19 protein-coding genes are annotated in these 20368 nt (G+C 64.5%); 8 read left to right on the forward strand and 11 right to left on the reverse strand.

The window, feature by feature from the left end:
- Positions 1-51: 51 nt before the first annotated feature.
- Complete coding sequence (locus tag C3F42_RS03915; protein WP_038705936.1) at positions 52-489, forward strand: carboxymuconolactone decarboxylase family protein; 438 nt, start codon at positions 52-54, stop codon at positions 487-489.
- A 51-nt stretch (positions 490-540) separates the two neighbouring features.
- On the opposite strand, the gene argE is transcribed toward C3F42_RS03915, so the two are convergent.
- Both argE and C3F42_RS03925 read right to left on the reverse strand, forming a co-directional pair.
- Positions 541-1701 carry an acetylornithine deacetylase gene (gene argE / locus C3F42_RS03920; protein WP_104444009.1) on the reverse strand — a complete coding sequence of 387 codons (1161 nt, stop codon included), beginning with the start codon at positions 1699-1701 and terminating at the stop codon, positions 541-543.
- Complete coding sequence (locus tag C3F42_RS03925; protein ID WP_094011147.1) at positions 1694-2371, reverse strand: DUF1028 domain-containing protein; 678 nt, start codon at positions 2369-2371, stop codon at positions 1694-1696. Before C3F42_RS03925 ends, argE begins: the two co-directional genes overlap by 8 nt.
- Before the next feature lie 256 nt (positions 2372-2627).
- On the opposite strand from C3F42_RS03925, the gene C3F42_RS03930 reads away from it, so the two are divergent.
- From C3F42_RS03930 to C3F42_RS03940, 3 genes are all read left to right on the forward strand, one after another.
- Positions 2628-3944: an NAD(P)/FAD-dependent oxidoreductase gene (locus tag C3F42_RS03930; RefSeq protein ID WP_038705934.1), complete on the forward strand. Its 1317-nt coding sequence runs from the start codon at positions 2628-2630 to the stop codon at positions 3942-3944.
- Positions 3944-4360: a RidA family protein gene (locus C3F42_RS03935; RefSeq protein ID WP_094011146.1), complete on the forward strand. Its 417-nt coding sequence runs from the start codon at positions 3944-3946 to the stop codon at positions 4358-4360. The genes C3F42_RS03930 and C3F42_RS03935 overlap by 1 nt, the downstream gene beginning before the upstream one ends.
- 152 nt (positions 4361-4512) lie before the next feature.
- Positions 4513-5310: an RHS repeat-associated core domain-containing protein gene (locus C3F42_RS03940; RefSeq protein WP_256586263.1), complete on the forward strand. Its 798-nt coding sequence runs from the start codon at positions 4513-4515 to the stop codon at positions 5308-5310.
- A gap of 159 nt (positions 5311-5469) precedes the next feature.
- Here C3F42_RS03940 and C3F42_RS03945 read toward each other — a convergent pair whose 3' ends face one another.
- The 6 genes from C3F42_RS03945 to C3F42_RS03970 all read right to left on the reverse strand — a co-directional run bounded on the left by C3F42_RS03945 (position 5470) and on the right by C3F42_RS03970 (position 14855).
- Positions 5470-6357 (reverse strand): pirin family protein, encoded by an 888-nt coding sequence (locus C3F42_RS03945; protein WP_104444011.1) that lies wholly within the window; start codon positions 6355-6357, stop codon positions 5470-5472.
- A gap of 183 nt (positions 6358-6540) precedes the next feature.
- The gene (gene pgm, locus C3F42_RS03950; protein ID WP_104444012.1) at positions 6541-8178 is read right to left on the reverse strand and encodes a phosphoglucomutase (alpha-D-glucose-1,6-bisphosphate-dependent); all 1638 of its coding nucleotides are present in this window, start codon (positions 8176-8178) and stop codon (positions 6541-6543) included.
- 79 nt (positions 8179-8257) lie between these two features.
- Positions 8258-10513, reverse strand: a complete 2256-nt coding sequence (locus tag C3F42_RS03955; protein ID WP_104444013.1) for an ATP-dependent DNA helicase — start codon at positions 10511-10513, stop codon at positions 8258-8260.
- Positions 10510-12162: a VRR-NUC domain-containing protein gene (locus tag C3F42_RS03960; protein ID WP_094011141.1), complete on the reverse strand. Its 1653-nt coding sequence runs from the start codon at positions 12160-12162 to the stop codon at positions 10510-10512. The genes C3F42_RS03955 and C3F42_RS03960 overlap by 4 nt, the downstream gene beginning before the upstream one ends.
- Positions 12163-12240: 78 nt before the next feature.
- Positions 12241-13620: a hypothetical protein gene (locus tag C3F42_RS03965; RefSeq protein ID WP_038705930.1), complete on the reverse strand. Its 1380-nt coding sequence runs from the start codon at positions 13618-13620 to the stop codon at positions 12241-12243.
- Positions 13621-13829: 209 nt separating this feature from the next.
- On the reverse strand, positions 13830-14855 hold the full coding sequence (locus C3F42_RS03970) for a zinc-dependent alcohol dehydrogenase family protein (protein ID WP_104444014.1): 1026 nt from the start codon (positions 14853-14855) through the stop codon (positions 13830-13832).
- A 207-nt stretch (positions 14856-15062) separates the two neighbouring features.
- On the opposite strand from C3F42_RS03970, the gene C3F42_RS03975 reads away from it, so the two are divergent.
- The 3 genes from C3F42_RS03975 (at position 15063) to C3F42_RS03985 (ending at position 17433) form a co-directional block, all read left to right on the forward strand.
- On the forward strand, positions 15063-15977 hold the full coding sequence (locus tag C3F42_RS03975; protein WP_046855927.1) for a LysR family transcriptional regulator: 915 nt from the start codon (positions 15063-15065) through the stop codon (positions 15975-15977).
- Positions 15978-16316: 339 nt separating this feature from the next.
- A complete protein-coding gene (locus C3F42_RS03980) occupies positions 16317-16895 on the forward strand; it encodes an NAD(P)H-dependent oxidoreductase (protein ID WP_094011139.1) in 579 nt (192 codons plus the stop codon).
- Between the two features lie 166 nt (positions 16896-17061).
- On the forward strand, positions 17062-17433 hold the full coding sequence (locus tag C3F42_RS03985; protein ID WP_094011138.1) for a MerR family transcriptional regulator: 372 nt from the start codon (positions 17062-17064) through the stop codon (positions 17431-17433).
- A 34-nt stretch (positions 17434-17467) separates the two neighbouring features.
- Here C3F42_RS03985 and C3F42_RS03990 read toward each other — a convergent pair whose 3' ends face one another.
- Genes C3F42_RS03990 through C3F42_RS04000 form a run of 3 tightly spaced genes read right to left on the reverse strand, consistent with a single transcriptional unit; the run spans position 17468 to position 19219 of the window.
- Positions 17468-18022, reverse strand: a complete 555-nt coding sequence (locus C3F42_RS03990) for a hypothetical protein (protein ID WP_094011137.1) — start codon at positions 18020-18022, stop codon at positions 17468-17470.
- Positions 18019-18543, reverse strand: coding sequence for a hypothetical protein (locus C3F42_RS03995; protein WP_023628920.1), 525 nt, complete (start codon positions 18541-18543; stop codon positions 18019-18021). Before C3F42_RS03995 ends, C3F42_RS03990 begins: the two co-directional genes overlap by 4 nt.
- A gap of 22 nt (positions 18544-18565) precedes the next feature.
- On the reverse strand, positions 18566-19219 hold the full coding sequence (locus tag C3F42_RS04000; protein ID WP_104444015.1) for a hypothetical protein: 654 nt from the start codon (positions 19217-19219) through the stop codon (positions 18566-18568).
- A 273-nt stretch (positions 19220-19492) separates the two neighbouring features.
- Here C3F42_RS04000 and C3F42_RS04005 point away from each other — a divergent pair, with 273 nt between their 5' ends.
- Positions 19493-20215, forward strand: a complete 723-nt coding sequence (locus tag C3F42_RS04005) for a tellurite resistance TerB family protein (protein WP_104444016.1) — start codon at positions 19493-19495, stop codon at positions 20213-20215.
- Positions 20216-20368: the final 153 nt, after the last annotated feature.

The following is a 20368-nucleotide window of genomic DNA, read 5'->3' on the forward strand; positions in this document are numbered from 1 at the left end:
CGGGCGCTAAGGTAGTGCCACTTGCCACCTGTACATCTTTGGAGCCTCACCATGCATGACCGTATCGAATGGGCCAAGCACTCGCCGGAAGCCTACAAGGCCATGATCGGCCTCGAACAGGCGCTGGTCGCCTCGGGCCTGGAACACTCGCTGCTGGAGCTGATCCGCCTGCGCGCCTCGCAGGTCAATGGCTGCGCCTACTGCGTCAACATGCACGCTAACGATGCGCGCAAGGCCGGTGAAACCGAGGCGCGCCTGCAGACCCTGAGCGTCTGGCGCGAGACCCGCTACTTCACCCCACGCGAACGTGCCGCCCTGGCCTGGGTAGAGAGCCTGACCCGCCTCCCGGAACGCGGCGCGCCGCAAGACGAGTACCAGGCATTGCTCGAGCACTTCAGCGCCAAGGAAATCGCCAACCTGACCTTGGCCATCGCCACCATCAATGCCTGGAACCGCTTCGGCGTGGGCTTCGCGATGGTGCCGGCGTAACAGTCAACTGGGTCCCCGCCCCGGCTGGGGGCGGGTGTGCATCGAGATCCATCATGCCTGCGCCAGGTACTCGACCAGGCGCCGCAGCATCGCGTCACAGCCATGCAACTGCTCGACGCTGACGAACTCATCGGGCTTGTGCCCCTGCTCCATGCTGCCCGGCCCGCAAACCACGGTGGGAATCCCCGCCTGGTCGAACAACCCGCCCTCGGTGCCGAACGCCACTGTGCCGAAGTCATCCGAGCCACTGAGCCGCGCCACCAGTTGCGCGGCCTCGCTGGCGGCAGGCGTGGCCAGCCCCGGGTAAGCGCTCAACGGCCGCAAGCGAATCGCGCTGGCCGCATTGACGGCGCGCATGCGCGGCAACAGCTCGGCCTCGGCATAGGACTGCAGCTGGTCTGCCACCACCTGGGCCTCGAAGCCCGGCAAGGCGCGGACTTCGAAATCGAATTCGCATTCCTCGGGGACGATGTTCAACGCCCTCCCGCCCTTGATCACCCCGGTCTGCACCGTGGAGAACGGTGGGTCGAAGCGCCCGTCGTGATGCTCGGGATGCGCCAGCTCATCACCGATCTCGCCCAGTTTGCCGATCAACCGCGCCGCGTACTCGATGGCGTTGACGCCATAGGGGGCATAGGCCGAATGGCAGGCGGCACCGTGCACCTCGCAGCGCATGGCCAGCTTGCCCTTGTGGCCGAGCACCGGCTTGAGCTCGGTGGGCTCGCCGATCAGACACAGGCGCGGTTTGTGCGGGCGCCGCGCCAACGCCGCCAACATCGAACGCACGCCCAGGCAGCCGACTTCCTCATCGTAGGAGAACGCCAGGTGCACCGGCATCTTCAGGGGTTGGGCGAGAAACGCCGGTACCGCCGCCAGCACCGAGGCGATGAAGCCCTTCATGTCGGCCGTGCCGCGGCCATACAGGCGCCCGTCGCGCTCGCTCAGGCGAAACGGCTCGACGCTCCAGGCCTGGCCGTCGACCGGCACCACGTCAGTGTGGCCGGACAGCACCACGCCGCCTCGGTCAAGTGGGCCTATCGTGGCGAACAGGTTGGCCTTGGTGCCTTCGTCGTTGTGGAACAGCTCGCTGTGAACGCCAAACCCGGCTAGATAATCGCGAATGAAGGCGATCAGCTCCAGGTTGGAATCACGGCTCACTGTGGCGAAGCCGACCAGCCGCTCCAACAGCGCACGGCTGCTGGCCTCACTCATCGCCGGGCACTCCGTAGCTGGGCGCGGCGGTCGGGTTCAGGGCGCGGGTCACATAGTCCTGCATCTGCGGGCGATAGGCTTGCCACAGGGTGTCCAGTTCAGCGATCGGGTCCTGCTCGGTCCAGTCCACCCGCAGGTCGACCAACGGCCAGGTCAGCTCGCCGGCAATCTTCAGCGCCGCCGAATGCACCGGCCCCGCCTCGCCCCCGGCCGCCATCGCCGCGTGCATGGCCGCCAGCAGGCGGTCGGCCAGATGGCCGCCGGCCTGCTCGAATGCCGTAACCATCGCCGCGATCACCGCCTGCGACGACAGCAGGTTGCCGGCCGCCGCGCATTGCTCACCGGCCACCGCGTTGTGCGTGCCCAGCGCTTCCTTGCCGGTGAACAGCGCCACCTGCCCGTGGCTGTCGATCACCGTGACCTGGCGGTACTCGCTCCACCCATTGGCACTCAGCACCCGCTCCAGCGCCGCGGCAGGCGGCAGCTGGCCTTGTTCCAGGGCATCGAGGATCTGCGGGCCGAGGGCCGGCAGGGTGATGTTCTGCGTGGCCACGGCACCGACCCCGGCGCGCACCCACGGGCAACGGGCGCCGACGGCGATGCTCGATGAACTGATGGCGATGCCGACCTGGCCGGTTTCCTGGCAGCGGCCGATGATGGAGAAGGTCATGGTGCAGCTCCTGTGGTGAGTTACCGGCATTCTCGGCGGGCCAAGGCAGCGGCGAAACCAACATTTTCCTCGGCACAGGGCAGGAAAAAACTATGGCGGCTCGGCGCGCGGCGGTGCCCATCCACCCTTCGCCAATTTATCGGCAAGCCCCAGCTAAATACTATTTTCGCGATTGCCCCCCCATCCCTAGTCTGGCCCCAGGCAAAGGCGGTCCCCACCGACCTGAACAAGAACGCCGCTGAAGAAGGGCTGGGACATGACACTGAACAACATCGAAATCGACACCCTCGTAGTCGGCGCCGGCCAGGCCGGCGTGGCCATGAGCGAACACCTGAGCAAGCTCGGCGTGCCGCACCTGGTGCTGGAGCGCAAGCGCATCGCCGAGGCCTGGCGCACCGGCCGCTGGGATTCGCTGGTGGCCAACGGGCCGGCCTGGCACGACCGCTTCCCGGGCCTGGAATTCGACCTCGACGCCGACGCCTTCGCCGGCAAGGACCAGGTCGCCGACTACTTCGAGCAGTACGTGCGCAAGTACAACCTGCCAGTGCGCACCGGTGTCGAGGTCAGGCAGGTGGTACGCAACGCCGACCGCCCGGGCTTCACCATCGAAACCAACCAGGGCGTGATCCGCGCCAACCGCGTGGTGGCCGCCACCGGCCCGTTCCAGCGCCCGGTGATCCCGGCCATCGCGCCAAAGGACGACGGCCTGCACCAGATCCACTCCGCCGCCTACTACAACCCCGAGCAACTGCCTGAAGGCGCGGTGCTGGTGGTGGGCGCCGGCTCCTCCGGCGTGCAGATCGCCGAGGAGCTGATGCGCGCCGGGCGCCAGGTGTACCTGTCGGTGGGCGCCCACGACCGCCCGCCACGCAGCTACCGCAACCGTGACTTCTGCTGGTGGCTCGGCGTGCTCGGCGAATGGGATGCCGAGATCGCCAAGCCTGGCCGCGAGCACGTGACCATCGCCGTGTCCGGTGCCCGTGGCGGCCATACCGTGGACTTCCGCGCCCTCGCCCACCAGGGCATGACCCTGGTCGGCCTGACCCAGTCGTTCGAGGGCGGCGTGGCGCGCTTCCAGGACAACCTGGCCGAGAACATCAACCGTGGCGACGAGAACTACCTGGCCCTGCTGGACGCCGCCGACGCCTATGTCGAACGCAACGGCCTGGACCTGCCACCAGAGCCTGAAGCGCGCAAGCGCCTGCCCGACCCGGCCTGCGTCAGCAACCCGCTGCGCGAGCTGGACCTGGCCCAGGCCAACGTCACCACCATCATCTGGGCCACCGGCTACGGTGTGGATTTCAGCTGGCTGCAGGTGGACGCCTTCGACGCCAACGGCAAGCCGCAACACCAGCGTGGCGTGTCGAAAGAACCAGGCGTGTACTTCCTCGGCCTGCCTTGGTTGTCACGCCGCGGCTCGTCGTTCATCTGGGGCGTGTGGCACGACGCCAAGCACGTCGCCGGTCACATCGCCACCCAGCGCACCTACCTGGCCTACCGCGACCGCGAACAGCGCACGGCGGATGAGCAGCAACCCTCGATCAGCAACGTCAGCACCTTCGGAGCCCACTGATGCCTACTCACACTCGCATCCGCATGTTCAACACCAAGGCCACCTACCCCAACCAGACCCTGGACAACGACCTGTGCCAGGCGGTGCGCGCCGGCAACACCATCTACGTGCGCGGGCAGGTCGGCACCGATTTCGAAGGCCGCCTGGTCGGCCTGGGCGACCCGCAGGCGCAGGCCGAACAGGCGATGAAGAACGTCAAGCAGTTGCTTGAGGAGGCAGGCTCGGACCTGTCGCATATCGTCAAGACTACCACCTACATCACCGACCCGCGCTTCCGCGAGCCGGTGTACAAGGAAGTGGGTAAGTGGCTCAAGGGCGTGTTCCCGATTTCCACCGGGTTGGTGGTGGCAGGGTTGGCGCAGGCCGAGTGGCTGATGGAGATCGATGTGATCGCGGTGGTGCCGGATCAGGCTTGAGCGTTAGCAGTACACGGGGCCGCATTGCGGCCTCATCGGGCCTGCCGGCAGTAAGACGAGGGCCGAGAATGGCTCCTGATAATTTTGCCAGTTCCAATAGCGAGCCTTTTACGCCTAGATTTCCTTGCCAAGCCCCTAGATCAAGTAACCCCATGACGAAGCCAATTGTCGTCCATAAGGTCACATCCCTGTTGGCAACAGATAGGCCAGGGTCCATTTTTTGGTGCAGAGAAGACCAACAGTCTCGTGCACTCACCTACACCGCTTATGGGTATTCAGAACCTGTCGGCGTATCAGTCGTTACACTCGGCTTCAATGCTCAGCACCGCGCCCCATTGACTGGGCGCTACCTTCTCGGTAATGGCTACCGTTCGTTCAGCCCAGCGCTGATGCGCTTTCTCTCACCCGACTCGCTGAGCCCGTTCGAGGATGGTGGAGTGAATGCCTACGATTATTGCAACAATGATCCGATCAATAAGGTCGACCCTTCCGGCCACACTGGCAATTTTCAGAAATTGATCAGTTTCGAACCGGACATATTCACATCGATTATCAAGCATTTATCTCTCGAAGACCTTGTCTCTCTTTCCAATACTTCAAGATTGACGAACAAGCTGACCGCTCCCGCACTAGGCAAATACGACGATAAGTTGCCTGCCCGTGCCAGGATAATATCGGCCAAGACGGGCGGTATTCGGCAAATGCCCGCATCAGCGAGAAAAAACCTAAATGTCGCACCGCTCCCCTTCTTCCGCGATGTTCTCCATATCAAACAAGAAGGCGGGCCCCTGGAGTTACTTCGCCTGCTGAGAGAGGCAAAAGAAGAAAGAGCCAGGTGGAACGAAGCAATCTCCTCAACCGATTCGACGCCCTACAACTCGGATTCAGAGGATGAGATGCAGCGTGTCAACAAAGGAATCAGAAGAGCCATCTACGGCCCGCAACTCTGAACCTTTGCCAGATGGTTGGCGCAGGCCGAGTGGCTGATGGAGATTGATGCGGCCTCGACGAGGCCTGCTATAAAGCGTTGAAACTAAATCGCGGGGCAAGCCCGCTCCCACGTCACGATGAACTCATGACATGGGAGCGGGCTTGCCCCGCGATGGGTGCTATCGGACGATGCCGCGCTCGGCGCCACCTACCTGCCCAAACCGCCCGGCCTGGAAATCATCGAACGATTCGGCGATCTCGGCCTGGCTGTTCATCACGAACGGGCCATACCCGACGATGGGCTCGTCGATCGGCTCGCCGCTGAGCAGCAGCACGCTGACGTCATCCTGCGCCTCGAGACGCACACCGTCGCCGTCGCGCTCCAGTAATACCAGGCTGGCCGCACCGGCTTCGCGCTCATCGTTGACCCGCAGCGTGCCGCGCAGCACCACCAGCGCGGCATTGCGCCCGGCGGCCACCGGCAGTTGCAGCGTGGCACCCGCCTTCAGGCGCAGGTCCCAGACGTCCATCTCGGTAAAGGTGCGCGCCGGCCCCTGACGGTCAAGGTAACGCCCGGCGATCACTCGCAGGCTGCCCGCCTCGCCTTCCAGCGTCACCACGGGAATGTCGTTGGCCAACAGCGTCTGGTAGCCGGCGGCGGCGCGCTTGTCCCTGGCCGGGAGGTTGACCCACAGTTGCACCATCTCCAGCGTGCCACCGCTACGGGCAAAGGCCGGGGAATGGAACTCCTCGTGGATGATGCCGCCCGCAGCGGTCATCCATTGCACGTCGCCCGGGCCGATCAGACCGCCCGCGCCGGTGGAGTCGCGGTGCTCCAGTTCGCCCTGGTAGACGATGGTGACGGTCTCGAAACCGCGGTGCGGGTGCTGGCCGACGCCACGCCGGGCAGTGGTCGGGGCGAAGTCATGCGGGCCGGCATAATCCAGCAGCAGGAACGGGCTGATATGCCGCGCCAGATGGTCGTAGGTGAACAGGCTGCGCACCGGGAAGCCGTCGCCCACCCAGTGGGCGTTGGGGCTGCGGTGGATACCCTGGATCTTTTTCATGAGAAGCCTCCTGTTGATGGGTTACACCTTACAGATGAGGCCAATACTGCGGTAGATAGCTGAAATGGCATGGATCGTTCCATCAGTGGAACAACCAAACGCATCGCGGGGCAAGCCCGCTGCCACTGCCTGCTTTGTTCAGGCGTGGCAGCGGGCTTGCCCCGCGATGCGTATCAGGATCGATCAGGCGATCGCCGCGTCCACCAGCACTTGGGCTTCGGCCACCAGGCGCTTGAGGTGCGCCTCGTCGATGAAGCTTTCGGCGTAGATCTTGTAGATATCCTCGGTGCCGGACGGCCGCGCGGCGAACCAGCCGTTCGCGGTCATCACCTTCAGGCCGCCGATGGCCTGGTTGTTACCCGGCGCATGGCTGAGGATCTGCTGGATCGGCTCGCCGGCAAGCTCGGTGGACTTGACCTGCTCCGGCGCCAGCTTGCTCAGCAGCGCCTTCTGCCGTGCGTCGGCCTTGGCCTCGACGCGGGTGGCGTACGGCTTGCCCAGCTTGGCGGTCAGGTCGGCGTAGATCTGGCTCGGGTTGCGCCCGGTGCGGGCGGTCATCTCGGCCGCCAGCAGCGCCGGAATCAGGCCGTCCTTGTCGGTGGTCCAGACCGAGCCGTCCTTGCGCAGGAACGAGGCGCCCGCGCTCTCTTCACCACCGAAGCCCAGCGAACCGTCGAACAGGCCTTGGGCGAAGAACTTGAAGCCCACCGGCACTTCATACAGCTCACGGCCCAGGCCCGCGGTGACGCGGTCGATCAGGCCGCTGGAAACCACGGTCTTGCCCACGGCGGCATCACTGCGCCATTGCGGGCGGTTGCGGTACAGGTAGTCGATGGCCACGGCCAGGTAGTTGTTCGGCTGCAGCAGGCCGTCGGCGGTGACGATGCCGTGGCGATCGTGGTCCGGGTCGCAGGCGAAGGCCACGTCGAACCGCTCGCGCAGGCCGATCAGGCCCTGCATGGCGTAAGGCGAGGACGGGTCCATGCGGATCTGCCCGTCCCAGTCGACGGTCATGAAGCGGAAGGTCGGATCGACCTCGGTATTCACCACTTCCAGGTTCAGCTGGTAGTGCTCGGCGATGGCCGACCAGTAGCGCACGCCGGCACCGCCCAATGGGTCGACGCCCAGGCGCAGATTGGCGCTGCGGATCACGTCGAAGTCGATGACATTTTCCAGGTCGGCGACATAGCTGCTCACGTAGTCGTGGCGCTGGGTGGTCGGCGCCGCCAGCGCCTGCTGGTAGTCCATGCGCTTGACGCCAGCCAGGTTCGCCGCCAGCAGCTCGTTGGCCTTGGCCTCGATCCACTTGGTCACGTCGCTGTCGGCCGGGCCGCCGTTGGGCGGGTTGTACTTGAAGCCGCCGCTCTGCGGTGGGTTGTGCGACGGAGTGATGACGATGCCGTCGGCCAGGCCCTGCTGGCGGCCACGGTTGTAGCAGAGGATGGCATGGGACACCGCCGGGGTCGGGGTGTACTCGTCGTCCTTGCTCAACATCACCTGCACGCCATTGGCGGCCAGCACTTCCAGAGCGCTGGCGGCGGCCGGGGCGGACAACGCGTGGGTGTCGGCACCGATGAACAACGGGCCGTCGATGCCTTTCTCCTGGCGATACAGGCAGATGGCCTGGGTGATCGCCAGCACGTGGTATTCGTTGAAGCTCAGTTCGAACGAAGTGCCGCGGTGGCCCGAGGTGCCGAAGGCCACGCGCTGGGCCGCCACCGCGGCGTCGGGACGGCCGGTGTAGTAAGCGGTCAACAGGCGGGGGATATCGACCAGCACGCTGGCCGGAGCCGGCTTGCCTGCCAAAGGACTGAGCGTCATGCGGAACCTCGAAATCAACGAATGTTGGTGTTTGAACGCGCAGTGTACTGGGAGTTTCAGCGCCAGGCGATGGCGGCGTTCACGCCAGTTGCCACCAGCCGGGGAACATCTGTCGCACCCGCGGTTCGGCAAAACGCTCGTCGATCAGCACCAGCACGCCGCGGTCTTGGTCGCCGCGGATCACCCGGCCTGCGGCCTGGATCACCTTGCGCACCCCAGGATAGAGATACGCATAGTCGAAACCGGCGCCGAACTGCCGACCCAGGCGCTGTTTGAACTGCTCGTTGACCGGATTGACCTGTGGCAGGCCAAGGGTGGCGACGAAGGCGCCAATCAGGCGAGTGCCCGGCAGGTCGACACCCTCGCCGAAGGCGCCGCCGAGCACGGCGAAGCCCACCCCCTGCCCGTGCTCCACGAACCGTGCCAGGAAGGCTTCGCGGCTGGCCTCGTCCATGCCGGGAGACTGTCGCCAGATGGGTAGCGCCGGGTAGCGTTCGGCCAGTAACCGCGCCACCTGTTCGAGGTACTCGAAGCTACTGAAGAAGGCCAGGTAGTTGCCCGGCTGGCCGGCAAACTGAGCGGCGATCAGTTCGACGATCGGCGCCAGTGACGCCTGGCGCTGCTGGTAGCGGGTGGACACCTCGCTGACGATGCGCACCTGCAACTGCTCGGCGCGAAACGGTGCGGCGACCTCCAGCCAGGCAGTGTCGGTCGGCATGCCCAGCAGGTCGCTGTAGAAGTGCCGGGGATTGAGCGTGGCGGAAAACAGCGTGACGCTGCGCGCCGCGCTCATGCGCGGACCCAGCAGCCGGGCAGGCACCACGTTGCGCAGGCACAACGTGGCCAGGCGCCGCCCACGGGGGCCGTTGCGCGGGCTGATATCGAACAGGAAGTGCTCGTCGAACAACTCGGCGATACGGCTGAACTGCAAGGCCTGGAAGTAGAACTCCAGCACCTTGGGCTCGACCTCGGCGGGCGCCTGGTTCATGCGTTCCTGGATCAGCCCGATGCATTGCTGCAGGGCACGCAGGAAGGCGTCGGGCAGCTGCTCGCTGGCCTGGTACGGCGCAACCTGCGCCTTGTACAGCGCGTTCCATTGCCGATTCAGGCGGTCCAGGGCACTGCCTAGGCCGGCCGGCTTGCCTTGGCGCAGCGCCAGCAACTGGCCCTGGTCGAGGCTGGCGCTGTACATCTGCCGTCCGCGCTCGACCAGGTTGTGCGCCTCGTCCACCAGCACCGCCGTGCGCCACTGGTTGGCCTGGGCCAGGCCGAACAGCAATGCATGGGCGTCGAAGTAGTAGTTGTAGTCGGCCACCAGCAGGTCGACCCAGCGCGCCATCTCCTGCCCCAGGTAATAGGGGCAGACCTGGTGCGCCAGGGCCACCTCGCGCAGGCTGGCGCGGTCAAGCAACGGCACCTGCGCGGCAGCTTCACGGGCGCCGGGCAGGCGGTCGTAGAAGCCCCGCGCCAAGGGGCAGGACTCGCCATGGCAGGCGTTTTGCGGGTACTCGCAGGCCTTGTCGCGGGCGATCAGCTCGAGGCTGCGCAGGGCGGGTTGTGGCGACGCTTGGATGATCTGGCGCAGCGCATCGAGGGCCAGGGCCCGGCCTGGTGTTTTCGCCGTGAGGAAGTAGAGCTTGTCCAACTGCTGCGGCACCACGGCCTTGAGCAGCGGAAACAGGGTACCGAGGGTCTTGCCGATGCCAGTACTCGCCTGGGCCATCAGGCAACGGCCGGTGCTCACCGCCTTGTAAAGGGTCTCGGCCAGTTGCCGCTGGCCTTGACGGAGCGCAGGGTAAGGAAAGCTCAGGGCCTGCAGGCCCCGGTCACGTTCGGCCAGGCGTAGTTCCTGCGCCTGCGCCCAAGCCAGGAAGCACTGGCACTGGTTCTCGAAAAAGCGCCTGAGGTCGTCGGCGCCATAATGCTCATTGATCACGGTCTGGCCATCGCTGTCGACGTCCAGATAGACCAGCGCCACGTCGATCGCCGGCAACTGCCGCGCCTGGCACAGCAGCCAGGCGTAGACCTTGGCCTGGGCCCAGTGCAGTTGGCGGTGATTGTCGGGCTGGCGGGCAAGGTCGCCGCGGTGGGTCTTGATCTCTTCCAACCGGTTGCGTGCCGGGTCATAGCCATCGGCCCGCCCGCGAACCCGCAGGCCTTGGTACTGGCCCTCCAGCGCCACTTCCGGCTCATAGTCGGCGCCGCGCTTGGCCACTACTCGGCGGTGTCCGGCAATCCCTTCCTGGGCACTGGGCGACGGCGTGAAGCGCAGGTCGAGGTCGCCAACCTTGGCGCTGAATTCGCACAAGGCGCGCACGGCCACGGTGTAGCTCATGCCGGCGTGGCCTGCCAACGTACATGGCAGACCGCCACCGGCAGCCCGTGGACGTGGCAGAACTCGAGCCAGCGTAGTTGATTGTCCTGCAGGCGGTCGCCCGGGCCCTTGACCTCGACCATGCGATAGCCGCCCTGCCCCGGCCAGAACTGGATGAGGTCGGGCATGCCAGCACGGTTGGCGCGAATGTCCTGCAGCAAACGCAGGAAGCAGGCTTTCAAATGTTCGGGCGGCAAGTGCTCGAGCGCCTGTTCGAGCAGTGGCTCATCGAGCATCTGCCAGAATACGAACGGCGACTGCAGGCCTTGCTTGGCTGCATGGCAGTCGCGGATGGCCTGACGGTAGCTGCCGTCGTCCAGGCGCCCGAGACAGGTGTCGAACAACGCGCCGCGACGCTGCTGAAAATCGCTGTCGTGCAGGTCCTGCGGCCCGGCCTGGAATGGGTTGAAGAAAGCGCCGGGTATCGGTGCGAAAATCGCCTCCCAGCACAATAGGCCAAACAGGCTGTTGAACAGCGTGTTCTCGACGTAATGGGCGGCCCCGCCCTGCTGCTCCAGATGCAGGCGTACGGCCTCTTCCACCCCCACTGCCGCCATCGCGGCGGGCAAATCAAGCTCGATGAGCGTAACCGAGCTCGTGCGTCGACGCGGTTGTGGGGGGCCGCCGAGTTTGCGCGCCAGGCGTGGCAGCATGCGCTCCAGCGCCTGGCGCTCCAATGCGTTGGCAGGCGCCAGGGCCATGTCCTGAGCCAGCGCGAACGCTGACTGCCACTGTGCGCTGCGTTCGTACACCCGTACCCGGCGAATGCGCGCCTCAGGGTGGGTGCAATCAGAATAGATGTGCAAGGCAAGCTCCCAGTCGCCCAGGCGCTCGCAGTGCTGGCCAAGATTGAAGAGCAGACGCGACCGACGGCGGGCGAGCCAGGCGTTGCTGACGTCCAGACCCGCGATAGCCGCGAGCAGTTCGGCGGGCGCTGCACCCTGCTCGAGGCGCTCGGCGCACTGGTGTAGCGCCATGGCCAGGTCGACTTCGGCACGCTGGCGCAATGCCCGCGAATCATCGCTGAACGCCACCTGTTCGTAACGGAACACGCCCAGGTCGGCCAGCACGAAATCGGACCAGCTCTGGTAAAGGTTGCCAAAGAACAACAGCCGCAGCCGGTCGCATAATGGCTGCCGGCTCCAGTGCAGGATCAGGGTCGGGAAATCGGCGCACCACTGTGCCAGGGGCCTGGGCACCAGTTCGAGTGCCTGCAACTGTTCCAGCAATTCGGCCTTGCTGGCCCGTGGGCGGGGAATTTTTCCGGCGAAAAGCCCGGCCAGCTCATCCTTGCGCAGCAAAGCCCACAATTGCTCGACGGCCAACGGTGCGTCGGTCGCTACCCAGCCCAAAGCCAGCAGCGGCACCAGGGCCACGTCGACATCGCCGATCTCGGCGTAGTCGAGTTTGTCCCGGCGAAACCACTCGCCCTTGCGCATGACCATGCGTACCAGCAAGGCCTGGGTCGGCACCGGCAACTCACCGAACATCTGGATGAAACCGTGCTCGTCGTGGTCCAACAGGTCGGCGTAGCGTTGCCCAACCCAGCTCAGGACCTGGCGGAAGTTATACAGGTAATACAAGGGATCATCGACGGAATGGGCGATCACGGCGCAGGTCAGATACGGGGAACACGCACTGGTTATACATACAGATCGCCTGCTGGGGCAAGCGCGCTGGATCAACGGTCACGCGCTGCTCAACGGACTGGTCGGCAGCGGCCGTAGCCACAGGTCGCGCCGCCCCAGCACGCGGAACAGGCGCAGTGCCTGGCTGCCGAGCGTGCCGGCGTACAGTGCCCGTAACTGAGCAAGCTGCAGGCCACTGGTGTCCACCAGCCACTGGCTGACCGGCTCCGGGCAAGGCCGGCCCTGCAGGGCACGGTGCAGATAGGGCAACGCCACGCGCATGCCAGGATGGCAGCGCAGCACGAAGGCTTCGAGGTTGTGCCCCTGCGCATCGAACGGGGTGAACAATTGGCAGACCAACTGCGCTTCATTGACGCCATAGGCAGCATGCAGCCGCGCTTGCGCCTCGTCACGCAATGCCCGCCCCTGGGGCCAGGCCATCGACGGCTGGCGCAAGCGCTGGTAGAACGCTTGCGCGCCCTCGCGATAGCTACGCTGCTCCAGATACTGCGCCTTCAGGCCATGCAGGTGAGCCAGCGGCAAGGCATCGAACAATCCGGCTGGCCCCTGGGCCTGCCAGGGCTGCGCCTCCTCGCGCCCAAGCATGTGGTCAAGCTGATCGCTGTCATCGAGATGGCCCAGCAGATCCTCCACCGTCATCAGACGCGTATCGCCCCAGGGTTTATCGTGCATGGGCGCTGTCGGCGGCTGCCACGGGTCGGAAAGCACCTGGTGCAGTTGTTCAATGCCGGCTGCCAGGACGCTGTGGGGTGTCACGGTGTGCGCGACCTCCCCGCAATGGCGCAGGCAACGCCGCCCCCAGGCCAGCAAGCGGTGGCGCTGGGCAAGCGGCGCGGCGCTGACCAGGAGTTGCTCGCCGTCTTGCCCACCCAGCAGTTGCCCAAGGCTGCCTCCCAGATCCAGATACCCCCTGGCCCCGAGCAACGCCGCTGGCTGCCCGCCGGCTAGGTGTCCGAACAGCAGCCAAGCGTTACCTGCGGCGGCCAATTGTTCGGCCGAGCAGGCCTGCCGGGCACCAAACAGGCCAAGCCGCCCGCCATCGGCGCGTAATAACTCCACCCGCGGATCGTCGTACAGGAATAGTGCGCTGAAGCAACGGTCATGAAGGGCAAGGGCTGTGTCGTCGAGGGTTGGCAGGCGAGCCGCCAGCACCCGTAGCCGAAAGGTGTCGGCATGGCGAATCGCGATGCTCAGTTGCGCGGCACGCAGGCAAGCCAGCAGATGCGCACTGCGCCGGTCCACGCCGTGCAGGGCCAGTACTCGTACGTTGCCGATGCACTCCTGGCCACCGGCGATTACCAGAAGACGCTGGACCAGCAACTGCACCGAGGCGCGCTGGGCCTGGCTCATGTGCTCCAGCAGGCGCTGCAGGACTTGCTGGTAGATATAGTGCATGGCTTGGTTGTGGGTTTCGGTCATGCTATCGCTCCATCTCCCTGACGGCTTCGAATTGAAGTCCGATTCTGGCAGATGAATAACTGACCGGGATTGAAGGAAACTTCCCAAAACCAGGTAAGACAATTAGCTAAGTTCGGCGGTGAAGACACGACCCAAAGCCCGCCCCCGATAGGGCGGGCGTCATGCCATCGCGGTAGACGCGGGCTTGCCCGGCGCAGAAGTTGCCAGCGTCAACCCTGCCCGCCCATGTCCAGCACCACCCGTCCACCACATGGGCAGGCGTCCATATGCCTGTGCGCCTCGACCACCTGCTCGAACGGATACACCTTGATGATCTGCGGCGTCAGCAACTGGTCGGCGGTGAACTGGTTGATATCGCGCAAGGCCCGCTGCAGGGCCACCTGGTCCTGGACGATGCCCAGTTCCGGCTTGCCGGTGAAGTTGCCGATGCAGTGCACATGGAACTGAATGTTCTTCTGGAACGCCGCGCAGGCCGGGAACGGCGTCTGGTTGCCGCCTTGCAGGCCATACAGCACCAGGTTGCCGCGCGGCGCCAGGACATCACCGAGCAGCGACATCTGCGGCCCGCCCAGGCCGTCAAGGACCATGTCCACGCCACGGCCATCGGTGTACTTGCCGATCTGCATCAGCAGGTCCTGCTCCTCGGTGACGATCACCTTGTCCGCGCCCAGGCCCAGCAGGTATTCACGCTGCTCGGGTTCCTTGGTGGCAGCGAACACCTTCAACCCCAGGGCCTTGCCCAGCTGCACGAAGGCCGGCCCGGCGCAGTGGCTGGCGTCGGTGACCAGCGCGGTCTGCCCGGCCTTGGCCCGGGCCAGGTCGACATAGGCGAAGTAGGCAATCAGCAGCGGGGTGTAGTGCACGCTGGCCTCGATCGGGGTCAGCACGTCAGGGTAACGGGTGATGGCGCTGCGCGGCAGCACGATCACGTCACCGTAGACCGGATGGTCGTTGGGGCTGGTGGCCGGGAAGCTGGCGACCCGGTCGCCCACCGCGATATCGTCCACGCCCTCGCCGACCGCGGTGACCACGCCGGCCATCTCATGGCCGATACCCGCCGGCAGCCGCGCCTGGGACGGCGCCAGATTCTGCCGCCAGAGCACGTCGTACCAGCTGATGCCGATCGCCTCGACGCGGATCTGCACCTCGCCGGTGGCCGGGGACGGTTCGGCCTGCTCCTCGCAACGGAGCACATCGGCCTGGCCGAACTTGTGGAAACGGATCATGCGGGACATCGCATACCTCGCCTTTGTGAATCTCGTATTACCACGGACTTTATCCGGGCTTTCACGGTTGGACCATCAGTGGCTGTTAATAGTCGACATGCCTGTCATTGATTGGGCCCCTGACAAATCTGTGCATTGGCACCCGGAAATCGGTGCAGGGTACCAGCCTTTGGCCTTAAGATTCACCCCTGCCCCACTTCAGGCGAGCCGCATCGAATGAATCGTAACGACTTGCGTCGCGTAGACCTCAACCTGCTGATTGTGTTCGAAACGCTGATGCACGAACGCAGCGTGACCCGCGCCGCCGAGAAACTGTTCCTCGGCCAGCCGGCGATCAGCGCCGCGCTGTCGCGCCTGCGCAACCTGTTCGACGACCCACTGTTCGTACGTACCGGACGCAGCATGGAGCCGTCGGCGCGCGCCCACGAAATCTTCGCCCTGCTGTCGCCGGCGCTGGACTCGATCTCCACCGCTGTCAGCCGCGCCGCCGAGTTCGACCCGGCCACCAGCAACGCAGTGTTCCGCATCGGCCTGTCGGATGACGCCGAATTCGCCCTGCTGCCCCAACTGCTAAAGCGCATCCGTGCCGAGGCGCCCGGCATCGTGCTGGTGGTGCGCCGGGTCAACTACCTGCTGATGCCCACCCTGCTGGCCTCCGGCGAAATCTCGGTGGGCGTGAGCTACACCAGCGATCTGCCGGCCAACGCCAAGCGCAAGGTACTGCGCCGCAGCATGCCCAAGCTGCTGCGCGCCGACAGCATGCCCGGCAACATCACCCTGGACGACTTCTGCGCCCGGCCCCATGCACTGGTGTCGTTCGCCGGCGACCTGTCCGGGTTCATCGACGAGGCGCTGGAGGAGATCGGCCGCAAGCGCCACGTGGTGCTGGCCGTGCCGCAGTTCAACGGCTTGGGGAGCTTGCTGGCGGGGACCGATATCGTTGCCACGGTGCCGGACTACACCGCCGATGCCCTCACGGCAGCGGGCGGCCTGCGGGCCGAGGACCTGCCGCTGGAAGTGCGCAGCTTCGAGCTGCACATGGCCTGGCGCGGGGCGCAGGACAATGATCCGGCGGAGCGGTGGTTGAGGTCGCGGATACAGATGTTCTTCGGGGATCCGGACAGCCTCTAGGGATCTTGGAGCAATCAACCACCAACCGAAATTGACCGCGCAAAGATAATCCCTTACCGGGAAGAGCCCAAAGCATAAGCTGCGCGACTGGGTGAGCGATCGCACGTCAAAATCCGAACAGTCAACCAACACCCGGCAATGACCGACTTCTGGGCTCATGTATGGACCGGACACATGGTAGACACGTGTGCGGAGACATGGTTGACACTTCCGGCAAGCAATCTGCCGGTTTGCACCCGAGCGCTGCTGGACTGTTTGTCTCTACCAATAGCCGGCAAGGCTTGACTCTACCGTTAAGGGCAGACTTTACCCTTGGCACTCCATTATCTGGAGTTCGTCATGAAGAGCAAACGCATGCTTGTGATCCTCGGCCACCCTTCGAACGACAGCTTTTGCGGCGCAGTGACCGAACGTTACGTCGAAGCTGCCACGCAAGCAGGCCATCAGGTGCGTCTGCTGCGTCTGGGCACCCTGGATTTCGATCCGGTCTTGCACGCTGGCTATAACGAGATCCAGTTGCTCGAGCCCGATCTGCTCAACGCACAGAACGACATTAGCTGGGCCGAACACCTCACATTGGTGTACCCGATCTGGTGGGGCGGCATTCCGGCGTTGCTCAAGGGCTTCTTCGACCGCGTGTTTCTGCCCGGTTTTGCCTTCAAGTACCGCAAGGGCTCGCCCTTCCCGGACAAACTGCTCAAGGGCCGCACGGCTCACCTTTTGGTGACCATGGACACGCCGCCATGGTACTACCGCTGGGTGTATCGCATGCCGGGCTTGCAGCAAATGCGCAAGACCACCCTGGAGTTCTGCGGCATAAAACCCCTGAAAACCCTGACCTTCGGTCCGGTATTGGGCTCCACACCGGAACAGCGTGAAGCCTGGCTCAAACAAGTCCAGGCGATCGCCAGCCGCTGATCGGCCACGGTTGGGCCGTGCCCCTGCGCTGTCCAGCCGAGTCTCCCTGCTATGATCCCATGTCCAACCCGGCTTCATGCCCCCCGACGCTTATGCAAAGATGTCGCGCGCTTGTACCAGCGCGCGACATCCTTTCGCTTCTGATGCGCCCAAAAAAGGGATTTTCATGTACATCGGCAAAGCCGCCCAGCTGTCGGGCACCACCGTCAAAAGCATTCGACATTACGAAGAAATCGGCCTGTTGCCACCCCCGCAACGCAAAGGCAAATACCGCATCTACAGCCAGCAAAGCGTCGAGCTGCTGACCTTCATCAAATGCGCTCAGCAACTCGGTTTCAAACTCAAGGAAATGCAGGCCATCCTGCAGGATCATCGCGACCAAGAGCTGCCCTGGGGTCTGGCCATACAGGCCATCGATAACAAAAAACAGGAAGTGATGGGACAGATCCAGGCCTTGCAACAAGTGCATGACGGCTTGGTCGAGTTTGAGCTGAGTCTCAAGGATGCGCTGATGCAATGCCCGCTCAAGCGGCCTTGATGTGCAATGGAGATCTCATTGTGCTGCCCACGACTTACCGTTGATCAACCAACCCCACCTGCCCCGCATCGTCAACATGGGGAATCAGCGCACTGGCCTCCAGGTCGCGCATCAGTTCAGTCAGCATCTGCCGCTGGTTCTCGGTGATCGGCGGCGGCACATACCAGGCGCCCACGCTCATGCCCTCACGCTTATAGCTGAAGGTGCGCAGCAGCTCGCCGTCCTTGTAGACCTTGCCGGTCAGGTTGTGCACGTAGCTGTAGGGCACCGGGAAGGTCAGCAGCGTCAGGGCGTTGAGCGCGACCAGAAAACCAGCCCCTTCGCCTGGTGGTTGGCTGATGACCAGGGCGTAACCCTTGCGCGGCAGTCCGTGATCGACGAAAGAGAACGCGCCGGACGACCTGACTGCGCTGGTCAGCTCGTCACGCTCCTGGACGTCGAAGCGGGTGTAGCCATCGGGCAGCACCAACAGGCTCATCGGCACATAGGGCTTTTGCGCGTGATAACCCAGCGGTTTCATCGACGGGTTGCAGCCGCCGAGCAATGCCAGCCCGGCCGCCATCAGCGCCGCCTTGACCAGGTTGTTCATCGCTGCGCCTCCAGCGGCTTGCTGGCCTGGTTGGCGGCCTGCATGTCACGGGCGAAAGCACGGGCGACCCGACGGATGTTTTCCTCGCGCTCAGGAATACCGAGGTCGAGCAGCCAGGCGTACTTGGCCATGTAGTTTTCATAGTGATAACGCTTGAGCACCTTGCCATCACGCATCACGGTGAAGTCGGCCTTGGTGTCCAGGTCACTCTGCAAGGGCAACAGGAACAGAGTGGCGGCACTGAGGAACAGCAACGGTGCAGGCGCAACCTTGCGCTGGGCATCCAGCTTGACCATCACCTGGGTCTGCCCTTCACCAGCGGCACCGTTCTCGACCTTGCTGAACACGCCGCTCTCGCGCAGGTAATTGCGCAGCTCGGTGCCGTGCTCGAGCGAATCGACCATTACCGCGATCGGCGGCAGGTAATCCTGGCCTGCCTCGATGCGCGGATCGGGCAAGGTCTGGGTACCTGCGCAGCCGGCCAGCAGCAGGCTGGCGCTGAGGAACAGAATCTTTTTCATTGCGGGTTTTCCTGGGTACGGGTCACTTCGCCGGCTGGGCGGCTTGGGGCAGTGGCATGACGAAGGGGAATGCCGGCGCCATGTTCAAGTTCAGGGCCTGCAGGGGCGGCAACCCGGGGGTGTAGCGCCGGGCGATCACTTCATCGCGCGGCTGTTGGTCGCCATGGAAGAACAGGCACGCGGAAAGCCCGAGGCAACGCGAACGGAATTCGCCGATGTAGTACGCCTTGCCTGCTTCCAGGTGCATGGGCACAAGAAACTGTTCCCGTGCCCGGATGGAGCTGTAGCCACCGTTGTAGCCGTTCCAGAAGAACTGGAAGTCATAGAACTCGTAGTCGCCGGGCTTGAGGGGCATGACGAACACGCTGGCCTCGCCGGGCAGCGCCTGCTTGTCGGGGCCACGCACCTCTTCGATGTCCTTCGGGGTGTGGGCCACTTCGGCGAACCCCCACCATGCCGCCGCGCCGTCCTGCGCGCCACGTTTGCGCAGGAGGATGCGTTGGTTGGTGTAGGCACTATCGCGGCCAAGGGGGCCGATGCTGCCTACCAGGTACGTTACTGGACCACCAGCGGCCGGTTGCAGGGCCTCGCTGACCAGGGCGGGGGATTTGGCGGCGCAGCCGGTGAGTAGGGCAAGCGGTAACAGACGTGCGAACGCACGGAGCAATCCAGGCATGAAAAATCCTTGGGGCGGGTCTCGATCCATCGGCAGCTGCAATCAGCAAGTACCTCAGCTGCGGGGGCGCAATGATATAGCGCGGCAACGGATCAGGCGAGCAGGAATACGGCCTTTTGCCACCACCCTTGCGCAGGCGCTATCGCCCTCCCTCAATCCGAGCGACGACAACGCATTGAGCCGAACGCCCCATTGGTCAGGCGGTCATGGCGGATCGCCTTCAGGGGGCTATCGTTACTTGTCTGGGCGACCACGACCGACGAGGGCGCTGCCATGAATACCAGTGATCTACTCGAACAGCTGCTGCGGGCCGGACAAGCTTCGCAGATGCAACAAGGGAGCGGCGGCAGGTCATCGCAAGACAGCCTGGGTGGCTTGGGTGGTTTGCTTGGCGGCCTGCTTGGCGGCGGCGGTACGACGGCTGGTGGTGGTGGCCTTGGTGGTTTGCTGGGCGGTCTGTTGGGCGGCGGTGGCAGCAACGCTGGCGGCTCTACCCAGGGGCGTTCCGCGGGCGGCGTCAATTACGCGGCCCTGGCGTCGCTGGGGATGATGGCATTCAAGGCCTATCAGAGCTGGCAGCGCAGCCAGGCGGCAGCCCCGCAGCAGGCGGTCCGCACGGTGGATCAACTGTCCGGCCCCGAGGCCGAGGATCACAGCCATGCCATCCTGCGCGCGCTGATTGCGGCGGCCAAGGCCGATGGGCGCATCGACCCGCAGGAAGAACAGTTGATCTACGCCGAAATCAAACGCCAGACCAGCGACCCGCAACTGCAGCAATGGCTGGATGAAGAAGTCGGCAAGCCACTCGATGCTGCCGAGGTGGCGAAGTCGGCGCGGGACCCGGCCATGGCCGCGGAAATGTACCTGGCCAGCGTGATGCTGGTGGATGACCAGCAGGAAGCTGAGCGGGCCTACCTGGATGAGCTGGCCGGCGCACTGCAACTCGATCCGGCATTGCAGGTGCATCTGGAGCAACAGGCCAAGGGCGTCGCCTGACCGGCCGTAGGTGTCCGTGAAACATACCTTACCGCCAGGTCCATAGGGTTTATGCTGGTCGGCCTGAGTCATGCCCTCATGAGAAGCCTTTGCGGCTATTTTCAAGACTGCAGAGGTAACACTGGGCACAGGTCCGTTAACACCTACTGTGCC

Origin of the sequence: Pseudomonas sp. PONIH3, assembly GCF_002934345.1 — a bacterium.
Taxonomy (GTDB): Bacteria; Pseudomonadota; Gammaproteobacteria; order Pseudomonadales; family Pseudomonadaceae; genus Aquipseudomonas; species Aquipseudomonas soli.